18 protein-coding genes, 1 tRNA gene and 1 pseudogene are annotated in these 12,154 nt (G+C 31.3%); 12 read left to right on the top strand and 8 right to left on the bottom strand.

Features of this window, described 5'->3' with window-relative positions:
• From K5I29_RS04065 to K5I29_RS04055, 3 genes are read right to left on the bottom strand one after another with little or no spacing between them, the layout of a single operon-like run.
• On the bottom strand, window positions 1-315 hold the full coding sequence (locus K5I29_RS04065; RefSeq protein ID WP_264434568.1) for a hypothetical protein: 315 nt from the start codon (window positions 313-315) through the stop codon (window positions 1-3).
• Window positions 308-451, bottom strand: coding sequence for a hypothetical protein (locus K5I29_RS04060; protein ID WP_264434567.1), 144 nt, complete (start codon window positions 449-451; stop codon window positions 308-310). Before K5I29_RS04060 ends, K5I29_RS04065 begins: the two co-directional genes overlap by 8 nt.
• A gap of 5 nt (window positions 452-456) precedes the next feature.
• Window positions 457-651, bottom strand: coding sequence for a hypothetical protein (locus K5I29_RS04055; RefSeq protein ID WP_264434566.1), 195 nt, complete (start codon window positions 649-651; stop codon window positions 457-459).
• A 693-nt stretch (window positions 652-1,344) separates the two neighbouring features.
• Here K5I29_RS04055 and K5I29_RS04050 point away from each other — a divergent pair.
• The 3 genes from K5I29_RS04050 (at window position 1,345) to K5I29_RS04040 (ending at window position 2,820) form a co-directional block, all read left to right on the top strand.
• Window positions 1,345-1,968, top strand: coding sequence for a helix-turn-helix domain-containing protein (locus K5I29_RS04050; protein ID WP_264434565.1), 624 nt, complete (start codon window positions 1,345-1,347; stop codon window positions 1,966-1,968).
• A 30-nt stretch (window positions 1,969-1,998) separates the two neighbouring features.
• Window positions 1,999-2,448, top strand: a complete 450-nt coding sequence (locus K5I29_RS04045; protein ID WP_264434564.1) for a hypothetical protein — start codon at window positions 1,999-2,001, stop codon at window positions 2,446-2,448.
• A 120-nt stretch (window positions 2,449-2,568) separates the two neighbouring features.
• Complete coding sequence (locus K5I29_RS04040; RefSeq protein WP_264434563.1) at window positions 2,569-2,820, top strand: hypothetical protein; 252 nt, start codon at window positions 2,569-2,571, stop codon at window positions 2,818-2,820.
• Here the strand turns inward: K5I29_RS04040 and K5I29_RS04035 are convergent.
• Window positions 2,812-2,988: a hypothetical protein gene (locus K5I29_RS04035; protein WP_264434562.1), complete on the bottom strand. Its 177-nt coding sequence runs from the start codon at window positions 2,986-2,988 to the stop codon at window positions 2,812-2,814. The genes K5I29_RS04040 and K5I29_RS04035 overlap by 9 nt on opposite strands.
• A gap of 71 nt (window positions 2,989-3,059) precedes the next feature.
• On the opposite strand from K5I29_RS04035, the gene K5I29_RS04030 reads away from it, so the two are divergent.
• On the top strand, window positions 3,060-3,296 hold the full coding sequence (locus K5I29_RS04030) for a hypothetical protein (RefSeq protein ID WP_264434561.1): 237 nt from the start codon (window positions 3,060-3,062) through the stop codon (window positions 3,294-3,296).
• 27 nt (window positions 3,297-3,323) lie between these two features.
• On the opposite strand, the gene K5I29_RS04025 is transcribed toward K5I29_RS04030, so the two are convergent.
• Together K5I29_RS04025 and K5I29_RS04020 are read right to left on the bottom strand one after the other, a co-directional pair.
• Window positions 3,324-4,580: a phage integrase SAM-like domain-containing protein gene (locus K5I29_RS04025; protein ID WP_264434560.1), complete on the bottom strand. Its 1,257-nt coding sequence runs from the start codon at window positions 4,578-4,580 to the stop codon at window positions 3,324-3,326.
• Window positions 4,581-4,798: 218 nt separating this feature from the next.
• Window positions 4,799-5,215, bottom strand: coding sequence for an NUDIX hydrolase (locus tag K5I29_RS04020; RefSeq protein ID WP_317134296.1), 417 nt, complete (start codon window positions 5,213-5,215; stop codon window positions 4,799-4,801).
• Window positions 5,216-5,384: 169 nt separating this feature from the next.
• On the opposite strand from K5I29_RS04020, the gene K5I29_RS04015 reads away from it, so the two are divergent.
• The 6 genes from K5I29_RS04015 to K5I29_RS03990 all read left to right on the top strand — a co-directional run bounded on the left by K5I29_RS04015 (window position 5,385) and on the right by K5I29_RS03990 (window position 10,508).
• A complete protein-coding gene (locus K5I29_RS04015) occupies window positions 5,385-6,980 on the top strand; it encodes an acyl-CoA synthetase (RefSeq protein WP_264434559.1) in 1,596 nt (531 codons plus the stop codon).
• A 160-nt stretch (window positions 6,981-7,140) separates the two neighbouring features.
• Complete coding sequence (locus K5I29_RS04010; protein ID WP_264434558.1) at window positions 7,141-7,782, top strand: DUF4159 domain-containing protein; 642 nt, start codon at window positions 7,141-7,143, stop codon at window positions 7,780-7,782.
• A gap of 2 nt (window positions 7,783-7,784) precedes the next feature.
• Window positions 7,785-8,294, top strand: coding sequence for a TrmH family RNA methyltransferase (locus K5I29_RS04005; RefSeq protein ID WP_264434557.1), 510 nt, complete (start codon window positions 7,785-7,787; stop codon window positions 8,292-8,294).
• Window positions 8,294-9,472 (top strand): class I SAM-dependent methyltransferase, encoded by a 1,179-nt coding sequence (locus K5I29_RS04000; protein ID WP_264434556.1) that lies wholly within the window; start codon window positions 8,294-8,296, stop codon window positions 9,470-9,472. The genes K5I29_RS04005 and K5I29_RS04000 overlap by 1 nt, the downstream gene beginning before the upstream one ends.
• Before the next feature lie 2 nt (window positions 9,473-9,474).
• On the top strand, window positions 9,475-10,050 hold the full coding sequence (locus tag K5I29_RS03995) for a hypothetical protein (protein WP_264434554.1): 576 nt from the start codon (window positions 9,475-9,477) through the stop codon (window positions 10,048-10,050).
• A gap of 38 nt (window positions 10,051-10,088) precedes the next feature.
• On the top strand, window positions 10,089-10,508 hold the full coding sequence (locus K5I29_RS03990) for a single-stranded DNA-binding protein (RefSeq protein ID WP_264434553.1): 420 nt from the start codon (window positions 10,089-10,091) through the stop codon (window positions 10,506-10,508).
• A 34-nt stretch (window positions 10,509-10,542) separates the two neighbouring features.
• Here the strand turns inward: K5I29_RS03990 and K5I29_RS13400 are convergent, their stop codons facing one another.
• Together K5I29_RS13400 and K5I29_RS13395 are read right to left on the bottom strand one after the other, a co-directional pair.
• Window positions 10,543-10,860, bottom strand: coding sequence for a hypothetical protein (locus K5I29_RS13400; protein ID WP_317134318.1), 318 nt, complete (start codon window positions 10,858-10,860; stop codon window positions 10,543-10,545).
• A gap of 84 nt (window positions 10,861-10,944) precedes the next feature.
• A pseudogene (locus K5I29_RS13395) lies at window positions 10,945-11,405 on the bottom strand (DUF2911 domain-containing protein); the annotation flags it as partial.
• 149 nt (window positions 11,406-11,554) lie between these two features.
• Between K5I29_RS13395 and K5I29_RS03980 the strand changes: the two are divergent.
• Window positions 11,555-12,016, top strand: coding sequence for a hypothetical protein (locus K5I29_RS03980; RefSeq protein WP_264434552.1), 462 nt, complete (start codon window positions 11,555-11,557; stop codon window positions 12,014-12,016).
• Window positions 12,017-12,063: 47 nt separating this feature from the next.
• A tRNA-Ser gene (locus K5I29_RS03975) sits at window positions 12,064-12,148 on the top strand.
• Window positions 12,149-12,154 lie beyond the last annotated feature (6 nt).

Here is a 12,154-nt window from a genome sequence, read left to right as displayed (position 1 = left end):
TTATATAAAGTTTTGAGGTTGTACGCCGTAATAGCTATATAAATCTTTTATTGGTTCTTCTTCTTTTTTAGGCTGTAGGTTTTCTAAGTAATTGATTAGATTACTCATTTCTTTTTTATCTAAACCAACCTGTATAAAATCTTCATCGTCAATTTCTACCCAAACAGCTACTTTAACCTTGTTTTTTATGAAGTCAAAGTCCAGTTGGAAGTAATGATCCTGAAAAAGTATTTCGGTGTAGAAGGAATTAAAATTCCCAACTCTACCCTCAAAAACATTTCTGTTTTTTAAGTATTCTATAAATGCGTTAATCATTACTTACCTCCTTTACTCTTACTGATTTCAAACCTAATTGTTTAGCAATCATTTTGGCTGCCGGTTCACTTACTGCTTGTTTTGTGTATTCGACAAATACGCCTTGCACTTTACCGATAATTATAAATGTTTTCATAATCTTTAGTTTTTTTGATTTTCTAAAACTCGTTGCGCAATAAGATGACAAGCCGGCAAATCAAGTTGTTTAGCGATTAATATTTGTTCGATAACCGAACCTCCTTTTTCTATTCTTTTATCAATCTCTTTTATAATGATATTAACCAGTAGGTTTTTTGAAGAATAGTTTAGTACCTTTGTCTTAGAGAATTTTGACATAATTATTTTTTTAATTGTGTTATACTTTATTAAAGTCAGTGTTCGAGCACTGGCTTTTTTATTGGTTAAATTTTCGATTCAACCAATTAACCTTCTTTATTAGCCATTTAAAAAAAAGTGCTAATCCAATAATTACAAGCCCAAATAAACTTGCTAGTAAAAGGAAATCCATTAGCATACTACTTTTAGATTTACTGATTCAATCTCTTTTTTAAGATTCAATACATCTTCTTCTAAAAAATAAACATACCTAGTTCCTGTTGGGTATCTTTGTAATCTATCTTTGTACTTTCTGTAATAATCTACTCTGTTGCATTTTAGAATATCACATAAGCCCTTTATAGTTACTACCCTGATTTCATTGTTTTTATTCATGATCTTAACCAAATTTATTAGTGATTATAGAGCCTTTGTCGGTATCGCTCCGTTTACCATTTCTTTGCAAAGGCTGTTATTTTTCCCCTTTCAGCCGATCCTCAGGAGGTATAACTACCCTCGGCTTATTTATACCGTTTCTAAATTATCCAATATGTCAATGAGCGTGTTTTTAAAAAATGTAACTTTGATTTTACAATCAATATTTGTGTATCATTCTGTTACATTGTGATACAAATGTAATTCACAATATTATGAAAAACAAACATTGAATTCACAATATTACAAATATTATGTAATTTATAATTATTCTAAATTATGATTGGAACAGAAATAAGAAATAAAAGGAAAGAATTAGGCTTAACACAGAAGGAGTTAGCTATTATTCTTGGTGTTTCACACAATACAATATCTAATTGGGAAAAAGGAGAAGTTATTCCAGCATCTAAAGAAAATATGTTGCGTGAATTTATAAATAACAATATTGTGAATAACGAAGTTGTTGCAAAAAAAGAAAACACCCCAACTCCAGGCGTACCATATTATGAAGATATTGAAGCTACAGCAAGTATAACATCGAGTTTTAGTGATTTTAAAGAAGTGCCTACCTTTTATATTAATTACGAACATTTTAATGACTGTACGGCTTATGTGCCTATATTTGGAGATAGTATGTACCCAGCTTTTTGTTCTGGAGAAATAATAGCCATTAAGCAGGTTTTTAACTTAGATGTTATTTTTTGGGGCGAAGCCTATTTTGTTGTAACAAATTCTAACGCTAACGATATTAGAGCTGCCAAGCTTTTGTTTCAGCACGAAGATGAATCTAAAGTTATTTTACGTTCTTCAAATCCAAATTATAAAGGAGATACCGTAATAAATAAAAAAGATATTCTAAGATTATTTGTTATTAAAGGAAAAATTCAGCGTAAGCATTTGTAAATATTTAACTGATTAAGCAATTTATATATTATGGCATTAATAAAATGTAAAGAATGTAATAATGAAGTAAGTAGCAAGGCTAAAAACTGCCCAAGTTGTGGAGTTAAGATTAAAAAAAATAGCGGTTGCTTAGGTTGGGGACTTGCAATATTAGTACTAATATTTATTGGCTATGTAATTGAGGTTTCTACCAAAGATACATCCAATACTTCTACAAATTCTTATTCCGATTCATTTCAAGCATATAGATACGCTGAAGATGCTGTAAAAAGTAAATTAAAATCCCCTGCAACAGCTGAATTTCCAGGAAGAAATGAAAAATACAGTCATGTTAGCTATATAGGAGATGGAGAGTACAAGGTAAATTCATGGGTTGACAGTCAAAATAGCTTTGGAGCAATGATTCGCTCGAACTTCTCAGTTACTATTGTTATGAAAGACGGCACAATAAACTATAAAGATTTAACCATCGAACAATAACTAAAACAACCTTATTTCTGACGAACAATGCACAAAGCTTCCCAATAAAACAAGTTGAGAAATCACAATACGGAGAAAATGTTGTTGAGTTTGAGTATTATTAAGTGATGTATATTAATTATGAGAGAATTAGAAAAAGAAATATCAAAAATTATTGACGAAGTATTTGATTTTAAAATTAAGGTTACTGGTAATAAACTACAAGATCAACTAAATAAATCTAAAAAAATAGAAGAGCTTTCTGAGACATCGTTAGATAAATGCATTGATTTTTTAAACACTAAACATCCTGAACAAGCAAAAAGTATTGCTGATTCAGGATTTATAGGTAAATACATTAAAGAAAAACAAAAGTTTTTTTTACTAAGCTGATTTACTTAGCTCTTTTCTTATTTGTTTTAGTGATTTCAAAAACTGATTGTTAAGCTTTATTGCTTTTTTAATTTTTTTAGAATACTCGTCACTCCAATTTAAAGCATCTTCACTAATAATATCATGCCTTGCTATTGGTGCTGATTGATTTGATTCGCTTATAGACATAATTCAAAGGATTTTAGGTTTACAAACAAATATACAAATATTATTTAGAATCAATATAAATAATTTTCTTAATGTACGATTGCGATAAACGTATGATTGAAGTAATTGAGTATTTAATTGCTCAAAAAAAAGTTAAAAATAAAAGGTGGTTTTGTTTAAGTATAGACATGACTCCAGAAACTTATTACAAAATTTTAAAAGGCATTAATCATTTCACAACCGTACAGATTCAGAAAACTTGCGATTTATATAAAGTTAATGCTAATTACATTTTCGGAATAGAAGATAATATGTTTTATAAAAAATAAGAAAGGAAGCTAATACAGCTTCCTTTTCTATTTAAAATAGTTAAATAGTTCTTTAGCAAGATCCTTGTTACTTTTCCCAATGTAGTTTAAGAATTGTGCTTCTGTTCCATGTCCAGTTGCGTAAATCAAATATGTAGTTGGTATTTTACCATAAAAGTTTGTTGCAAATGACCGTCTACCAATATGTGAAGATACCAATTCCCATTTTGGATATTCACCTTCATATCTTCTTTGACTTTCACCGAAAGGCATGAATTTTTTACCCATAATCAAATCCTCTAAGCCTGCAATTCTGCAGATCGTTTTTATTTCTTCATTGTATCTATTTTCTGGTATTTTCTTAGGGAACTCTCCTTTTCTCCTATCTAGTATTTCAATAACTTTTGGATGTAACGGGAGTGTCATTTTCTTAGATGTTTTTTGCTGAGAAAACTCAATATACTTTACATCATTTTCAACTCTAATCATACTAGATTCAAATCTCATGAAGTCAGATATCCTTTGGCCAGTATAACAACTTATTATTAGCCAGTCCCGAGCATCAATGAGATCAGTATTGCCCATTTGCTCTATTTTTGCTAAATCATCTAAAGTTAAGTATATTTTGAACTCTGGGTCTTTCTCCATTTTTAGCGGATCAAAAAGTTTATTTGTCTCAATACCTAATTTATTAGCCAGCCCCCATATAACTCGTAAATACTTTATTGTTGATTTTATAGATGAGACAGAATATTTCTCTTTCTTCATATAATCAACTAGCTCAAACTTGAGGTTATTACCAAGGTCTTTAAGTAAAATTATTTTGTCAGTTTCAATTTCAAATCTCTCAACAATTTTTTTGTAAGTAGTATATTTAATAAGAGACCTGGGAGCCAATTCATCTTTCCTTGTTTCTCTTAAATAATCAAAAAAATCGACAACTCTATTTGGCACTAGCTTATCATTAAGGTTTGAGCCTACACTATAGTATGATGATACAACATTTATCAACCACTGTTTGTTAATAATACTTGTCAGCAATTCTTGATTAGAATAAAAAACACTATCGAATTCTTTTAAAACATGAGTTCTAACCTCACTTAGTTCATTGTTTATTTCATTTTGAAGATTATTAAAGTTTACATCTCTAATTTTTTTGTTTCGTTTTTTCCAAAATTCTAAAGTGACTTTTTTTCTAATTAAAGCATCAAAAGTATAATCCTTACCTTCGTGCCTGAATAGTAAGCGTGCAGTAAGATTAGCCGAATCTAACTTAGATCGATATAAGAAGTTAACCGTAGCCATAAATATTGTTGTTTATACAAAAATACAAATTACAAACAATTTGTATGATTATTGTACGGTGAATTAATATCTAATGTTATTTAGTGATATTTATTGCAAAAACAAACTGTTTAAAAATCACTTAACATCCTATATTTATTGATGTTTTTCAATAAATACAATGTTTAACGATAAATCAATACATCAAGAAAAGGAGAACTTTAAGTTCTCCTTTTTGTTTATAAATATCGGCTGCAAGCTAATTTTAAAATATCGGCATGATCAAAAGCAATTTCGGGTAAATTTTCTAAATCAAACCAAGCTACATCTTTAGCATCATCTTGAGCAACCGCGGTTGTATCTGTAGCAACATACGCAAAATAAGCAACGCTTACTACATGGCTGCGCGGATCTCGTTTTGGCGTTCCAAAAGCACCTAATTGCTTTAATGCAGTTAGTTTTATACTGGTTTCTTCTTCTAACTCACGTAAAGCTGCTGCATGTAAATCTTCATCCTGATCAACAAATCCACCAGGTAATGCCCAGCAATCTTTAAAAGGTTCGTTTTTACGTTTAATTAATAAAACTTTTGTAGCTGTATTTTGCTTTTTAAATAAAACAATATCTACCGTTAAAAATATATTTGATACGCGCATGATTGAATTTTAAATATTAAATATAAACTAAAATTTGCTTTAACTGCATTTAAAAATATGTTTTTTATTAATCAACTTAAATTTTCGTAAAAATAGTTGATATTGAATAAGTTCCCATACAAATTGTTTAACTTGTGTAAACAACAATCTCAGAAAACATTAAATAAATATGAAAACGTTATTTACAGAAGTTACCAAACTGCTAGCAGACAAACAATACTCCGCGTTACAAAATTATAAGTTAACAAAACCGAATAAAATGAATTGGGTTGTAGATGTTTTTGAAGGAATTCATACCCAAAATCATCCAAATAAAACGGCCTTATTATGGACTGACGGAACCGATGTAAAAGAATATTCTTTTTTACAATTAGCCAGTTGGACCAATCAATTACTTAACTTTTTAGCCAATAAAGGCATTAAAAAAGGTGATGTTGTTTTAACCCAAATAATGTTACAGCCCATAAGTTGGGTTGCTATTTTAGCAAATATTAAAGGTGGTTTTCAGATGATTCCTGCAGCATCTATTCTAGGAACAAAAGACTTGGTTTACCGATTCGAGAAAACGTTTCCAAAGATTGTTTTTGCAGATCAGGAAAACGCATTTAAAACTGAAGAGGCAGAACAAATTTTAGGAAAACAAATTCCTGTTAAAATCATTGCCGAAGGTACTTGCCCTGGTTGGTATTCGTTAGCAGATATCGAAAAAGAATCAACTAATGCATCTGGCGCAGCTAACAATCCAGATGATACATTATTTTTATTTTTCACCTCGGGCACAACCGGATTACCTAAAATTGTTTGTCATACACATCAAAGTTTAACTTTAGGGCATTTAACCACCACAGCGTGGATTGGATTAAATAATTCTGATATTCATTATAACATATCGCAACCCGGTTGGGCTAAATTTGCTTGGAGTAGTTTTTTTGCTCCTTGGAATATGGGCGCAACCATTTTTGCATATCATACCTTAAATCGTTTTGATGCAGCAACTACCTTAAAATTAATCGAAAAGCATAAAATAACAACTTTATGTGCGCCACCAACCGTTTTACGTTTGTTTATTCAAGAAGATTTAAAACAATATCAATTTTCATTGCAACAATGCGTAGCAGCTGGCGAGCCTTTAAATCCTGAAATTATTGAGGAATGGAAAAAAGGAACCGGAATTACGATTCGAGACGGATTTGGACAAACCGAATCTACCTGTATTATAGGTAATTTAATTGGTGCGCCTTTAAAATACGGATCAATGGGTAAACCTTTGTTTTTATACGATGTAGTTATTGCTGATGAAAATGGTGTTATTTTACCTGATAACGAAGAAGGAAATATTTGTATTAAAATGAATGGTGATAAACCTATTAACGGCATTTTTAAAGGATATTTGTTTGATAAAGAACGTGAAGCACAAGCTTTTAAACACGGCTTATATTATACCGGAGATAAAGCATATCGTGATGCTGATGGATATATTTGGTTTATTGGGCGCGATGATGATGTAATTAAAGCATCAGATTATCGCATTGGTCCGTTTGAAGTTGAATCGGTTTTATTAGAACACGATTGCGTGCTAGAATCTGCCGTTGTTGGTACCCCGCATCCGGTTAAAGGATTTGAGGTTAAAGCTTTTGTTGTACTTTCTACGCATAAAAAGTATGAACCCAACCAGGAACTAGCTAATCAATTGTTTACGTATTCACGCGAACATTTGGCACCTTATAAAATGCCCCGTTATCGAATTTGTAACCGAATTACCTAAAACTATTTCCGGAAAAATTAGACGTGTAGAATTACGTGCACAAGAAGCAGAAAATAAAGCAAAAAACATTTCTAATCCGTTAGAATTTAGTTATCAAAAATAAACCAAGAATTAGGCGAGTTGTTTCTCGCCTTTTTTTATATTTATAAAAAAAATAGTTATGAGGTTTGCCTTATTTTTCTTGCATTTTATGTTAGCTATAACTGCATTTTCACAGCAAATTGCTTTGTTAAAATACAATGGCGGTGGCGATTGGTATGCTAATCCAACTTCGTTACCTAATTTAGTGCAGTTTTGTAATGCGCAAATTAATACGCGTATTGAAAAAAATATTCCAACGGTTGAGGCAAATAGCACTGCCCTATTTTCATATCCATTTGTGCATATGACAGGGCATGGAAATGTTTCTTTTTCTGATGCAGATATGAAAAATTTACGTAAGTATTTAGAAAATGGAGGTTTTTTACATATTGATGATAATTACGGTATGGATGTTTACATTCGTAATGAAATTGCCAAAATATTTCCCAATCAACCGTTGGTTGAATTGGGTAAAAACCATCCTATTTTTCAAGCGCCCTTTTCGTTTCCAAACGGTTTACCTAAAATTCATGAGCATGATGGCAAACCTGCCCAAGCATTTGCTATCATAATTAAAAATAGAATTGTACTTTTGTACACCTACGAAACCGATTTGGGTGACGGCTGGGAAAACCCAGAAATTCATAACAATCCTGAAAACGTACGTAAAACTGCGCTGCAAATGGGTGCCAATATTATAAATTACGCTTTTAGCAATTAAATATGTCTGAACAATTAACACATAATCAAACGCAATTTAATCACCAAAACTTTCCTATTACCATTATTTCTGATCATTTGTATTTTCAGGAAAATATCGGATCATTGTTTCGAATCGCGGAAGCTTATGGCGTAGAAAAAATAATTTTACTCGGAAAAAACATTCCATTTGTTGATCGAAAAATAAATAAAACATCAAGAAGTACGCACCGAATTGTACCTTTTGAATTAGTTGAAGACACACAGATTGTGTGCGAATTAATTCAACAAAATCAGGCACAGGTACTTGCTTTAGAAATAACAGACGATAGTATTCTGCTTACCGAATTACAAGTCACCAACCAACCCATTTATTTATTAATTGGTAGCGAAGTTAATGGCATTCAGCAATCGTTATTAGATTTAGCCAATCAAAAAGTACATATTGAAATGTATGGTAAAAACAGCAGCATGAACGTAATTCAGGCAACAGCCATTATGTTGTTTCAATTAACCAATTTAATTAAAAAATAATGCCTTTACGTTTGTTAAACCCCGAGGTGCAAAAGTTTATAAACCAAAATCTAACCGCACAAATTACAGAGCTGGCCTTAACAAAAAATCCGTTTCCAGATTTGGTTTGGGCCGATGTTTTAAATCAGATTGTTGCCAAGCAAAAAAGCAAAACTAAATTACCTACTTGGTTTGCTGCTCAATCCATTGTTTATCCAAGTAAATTATCTGTCGAGCAAACTTCGTCAGAAGCAACTGCAGCATATAAAGCACAACTTATTTCGGGTAATTCGTTAATTGATTTAACGGGCGGTTTCGGGGTTGATGTATTTTATTTTGCAAAATATTTTAAACGCGTGGTGCATTGTGAAATGAATGAAAAACTTTCGCAAATTGTAGCGCATAATTGTAAAGAATTTGGGTTAGATCATGTGGTTTGCAAAACCGGAGATTCAACTGAAATTTTAAAAGATTTAAACGAAACTTTTGATTGGATTTATGTTGATCCTTCGCGCAGAAACGATATAAAAGGTAAAGTTTTTATGCTAAAAGATTGCTTGCCAAACGTGCCAGAACTTTTAGATTATTATTTTACGTTTTCAAATTCTATTTTAATTAAAAACTCCCCTATTTTAGATATTTCTTTAGCCATTTCTGAACTAAAGTTTGTTAAAAAAGTACATATTATTGCTTTAGAAAATGAAGTAAAAGAATTTTTATTAGAACTTGAGCTTAATTTTGATGGCGCTATTGAGGTACAAACCGTAAATATTAGTAAATCTGGCAATCAGGTTTTTACGCATCTTTTACAAGATGATGCTGAAGTTGTTTACAGCATACCTAAACAATTTGTTTACGAACCTAACGCTGCTATAATGAAATCGGGCTTATTTCATGCTATTGCAAATACATATAAATTAACTAAATTACACGCACATTCGCATTTGTACACGTCAGATCATTTGGTAACAGATTTTCCGGGACGAAGTTTTAAAGTTGAGAACAGCTTTGAATTTACGAAGATAAACGCGAATGAATATTTAAAAAATAAAAAAATGAATCTTACTACCCGTAACTTTCCGGTTTCGGTAGAAGAGTTAAGAAAAAAATATAAAATAGCTGACGGCGGTTCGGTTTATGCTTTTGCAACCACAACCAGCAATCAACAAAAAACAATACTTATTTGCTCTAAAATTTAATTATGAAAAAAATAGCCTTATTATTTCTACTTTTTGTAGGTTTTCAATCCATAGCTCAAGAAAAGTTTAAAGAAGCTCAAATTGATTTTCACGAAAAAAACGATTCTATTGATGTAAAGAAAACGGTAGAATACATTATGGATGAAAAAATATTTGGCAACCGCAAAGAAATCCTAAATTTTTCTATGGTTAACGATAGTGGTGTTTTGTATTTATACATGCAATTGATTGAAGCAAATAGCGATTTTATTCCGGCTAAATGCATCGATAAAAATGCTAAAGTTTTTATTCAGCTGTTAAATGGGAAAATAGTTTCGTTAATTTCTACCAACGATGTTTGTAGCCAATTGTTAGTAAATCCGGATACGCATTTAAATACGCGCGTTTTATCAAACTATTTTTTATTTGCTAAAAATAACTTTGAAGATTTGTATGAATCGCCTATTGCGATGATTCGTATTAATTACGGAACCGAGCATAAAGATTATGTTCCTAAAAAAGAATTAGTTTCTGAACTAACGCAATATACGTATTCGCCTGAAAATTATTTTATTAACAATTTAAAAGCCGTGTATTAATTTTTGTATCTTTAAATAAACCAAAAATACTCGAGCTTATGAATCAGTTAATTCTGTTAGGAAATGTAGGAAACGATGCCGAAACGCATCAATTTGAAAATAATAGATATGCCATTCGTTTTAATTTAGCTGTTACCGAAAGCTGGAAAGATACTAATGGCGTAAAGCAATCGCGCACCGAATGGTTTAGATGTACGCGTTATACCACATCACCCAATTTAGCTGCTTATATAAAAAAAGGAACTAAGTTATTGGTTACAGGAAAAGCAGGTGCTGAAGCTTATGTAAAAGATGGACAAGCTGTTGCAATTCCGATTTGTAATGTTCGTGAAATTGAGTTTGTAGATAGTGCCAACTCCAATTCACAAAGAAATACAGAAACCAATCACAATCAGGTTGCGCCACAAAACGAATCGCAGGCAAATGCGGATAATGATGATAATGATTTACCATTTTAAATAAAAAAGGAGTTCTATTTGAACTCCTTTTTCTTTATATCTTTTTACTCCATTCTTTAATAGAATCTGTATTAGATTTTATGTATTCGGCATTATTTGCTTTTTCTGCACCTGTTAATGATTTGTTTGCCGCATCAACTGCACCACGATAATCTCCTAATTTAGCTTGTATTAAAGCTTTTAAACGATAGTACCAAAACGGAGTTTCGTTTGCTTTATGGCTCATATCAATAGCTGTATTTACCCATATTAACGCTTTGTTTAAATCGCCATTAGCTTGGTAAATGTACTGAGCTGATTCGTAATAATCGGTTGCATTTGGGCCAGCTAAGGTTGTTTCTATGCTTTTCATAGCAATTTCATTTGTTGGAACTAAAATTTTTAGTGCAACAATCGTTTTTTCCCAAGCTAATTCTAACGAAGCGCCATTGGTATCAATATGATTAAAATCAATTGTAAAATTTTCTACTGTTCTAGAAAGGCTTTCTGGTTTAGCAGTTGCGCGGCTGCAACTTTGGCTTCATCCCATTTTTCTGGTAACCCCCAATTGTTTGTATCTTTATATAAAATAAATTCCCAATTATCTGCTTTAGGTAATGTATATAATGCGTAACTGCCTTTTTTTACCGGAACTTCACCAAAAAGTACATCGGTAGAAAAATGAATTACTGTATTTTCATTCGCTCCGGTTCTCCACATTTTTCCGTAAGGAACCAATTCGCCATAAACGGTTCGGCCTTTAATGCTTGGACGGGCATAATCAACCTTTACCTTAGTTAAACCAATAACTTGTTCATTATTAGCGCGTGAACTAGATTGTGGAATTAATATTTGAGCTTGGGCTTGAAGCTGAAATAATGCGAATACTGCAACAGATAGGATAAAATTTCTTTTCATCAGATTTAGGGATTATTCAATTAAATATAATTGCTGAGCTTAAATATAAGTTTTTTTCAAATTAATCTCTTGTTTTTAACATTAAATTAATTAAATTGTAGAGTCCTAAAATCTAATCTTTATTCCTTATGAAAAATTACAACTTAACTTTGAGTATTGTTCCCGCAACAGATTCGTTTATTGAAGAAAAAATAGATGATTTTGAAACCTTAGAATCGACAGATTGGCTTAAAAAAAAGAGCCTGATATCCAAATCCATTAAAAACTATAAATCGGTTATTGATTGTATTGTAAACATAATGTCTGAAAATATTCCGTCGCATTTACAAGATAAAATTCAGTTAAGCGAAACATTTTTTTATATCAATTCTGATCATGCACCGGTAATTAAAGATATTTTGAGCGAATTCGCACAGAAATATAAACTTAACATTCAGAAAGATTTAGCTCAAATTTTATATGTTTACGAGCTAAAATCGTATGCTGAAGTAGTTAAAGAAATTAATGGTCATATTAAGCTAATTACCGATTTTTTAAATCAGTTACACGGTGATTTATCTTTAATTTTAAATAGCGAATATAGCAGCCCAAAAGTAATTACGAATAATTAATTTTTATTTTAAAAAAAAGTTTTATATTTGCATCCGATTACAAGTAAGGAGAAATGGCAGAGTGGTCGATTGCGGTAGTCTTGAAAACTATTGACTGTAACAGGTCCGGGGGTTCGAATCCCTCTTTCTCCGCATAAC

This window comes from Flavobacterium agricola (assembly GCF_025919725.1).
In the GTDB taxonomy this organism is placed as follows: domain Bacteria; phylum Bacteroidota; class Bacteroidia; order Flavobacteriales; family Flavobacteriaceae; genus Flavobacterium; species Flavobacterium agricola.
This window is presented reverse-complemented; position numbering and strand designations above follow the sequence as displayed.

Excerpts from the sequence above, each read along its gene's own strand:
- K5I29_RS04055 (WP_264434566.1), bottom strand. The coding sequence starts at position 651 with ATGTCAAAATTCTCTAAGACAAAGGTACTAAACTATTCTTCAAAAAAC.
- K5I29_RS04035 (WP_264434562.1), bottom strand. The coding sequence starts at position 2,988 with ATGTCTATAAGCGAATCAAATCAATCAGCACCAATAGCAAGGCATGAT.
- K5I29_RS04010 (WP_264434558.1), top strand. The coding sequence starts at position 7,141 with ATGAGGTTTGCCTTATTTTTCTTGCATTTTATGTTAGCTATAACTGCA.
- K5I29_RS03990 (WP_264434553.1), top strand. The coding sequence starts at position 10,089 with ATGAATCAGTTAATTCTGTTAGGAAATGTAGGAAACGATGCCGAAACG.
- K5I29_RS03995 (WP_264434554.1), top strand. The coding sequence starts at position 9,475 with ATGAAAAAAATAGCCTTATTATTTCTACTTTTTGTAGGTTTTCAATCC.
- K5I29_RS04005 (WP_264434557.1), top strand. The coding sequence starts at position 7,785 with ATGTCTGAACAATTAACACATAATCAAACGCAATTTAATCACCAAAAC.
- K5I29_RS04040 (WP_264434563.1), top strand. The coding sequence starts at position 2,569 with ATGAGAGAATTAGAAAAAGAAATATCAAAAATTATTGACGAAGTATTT.
- K5I29_RS04020 (WP_317134296.1), bottom strand. The coding sequence starts at position 5,215 with ATGCGCGTATCAAATATATTTTTAACGGTAGATATTGTTTTATTTAAA.
- K5I29_RS04030 (WP_264434561.1), top strand. The coding sequence starts at position 3,060 with ATGTACGATTGCGATAAACGTATGATTGAAGTAATTGAGTATTTAATT.
- K5I29_RS04000 (WP_264434556.1), top strand. The coding sequence starts at position 8,294 with ATGCCTTTACGTTTGTTAAACCCCGAGGTGCAAAAGTTTATAAACCAA.
- K5I29_RS04050 (WP_264434565.1), top strand. The coding sequence starts at position 1,345 with ATGATTGGAACAGAAATAAGAAATAAAAGGAAAGAATTAGGCTTAACA.
- K5I29_RS13400 (WP_317134318.1), bottom strand. The coding sequence starts at position 10,860 with ATGAAAAGCATAGAAACAACCTTAGCTGGCCCAAATGCAACCGATTAT.
- K5I29_RS04065 (WP_264434568.1), bottom strand. The coding sequence starts at position 315 with ATGATTAACGCATTTATAGAATACTTAAAAAACAGAAATGTTTTTGAG.
- K5I29_RS04060 (WP_264434567.1), bottom strand. The coding sequence starts at position 451 with ATGAAAACATTTATAATTATCGGTAAAGTGCAAGGCGTATTTGTCGAA.
- K5I29_RS04045 (WP_264434564.1), top strand. The coding sequence starts at position 1,999 with ATGGCATTAATAAAATGTAAAGAATGTAATAATGAAGTAAGTAGCAAG.
- K5I29_RS04025 (WP_264434560.1), bottom strand. The coding sequence starts at position 4,580 with ATGGCTACGGTTAACTTCTTATATCGATCTAAGTTAGATTCGGCTAAT.
- K5I29_RS04015 (WP_264434559.1), top strand. The coding sequence starts at position 5,385 with ATGAAAACGTTATTTACAGAAGTTACCAAACTGCTAGCAGACAAACAA.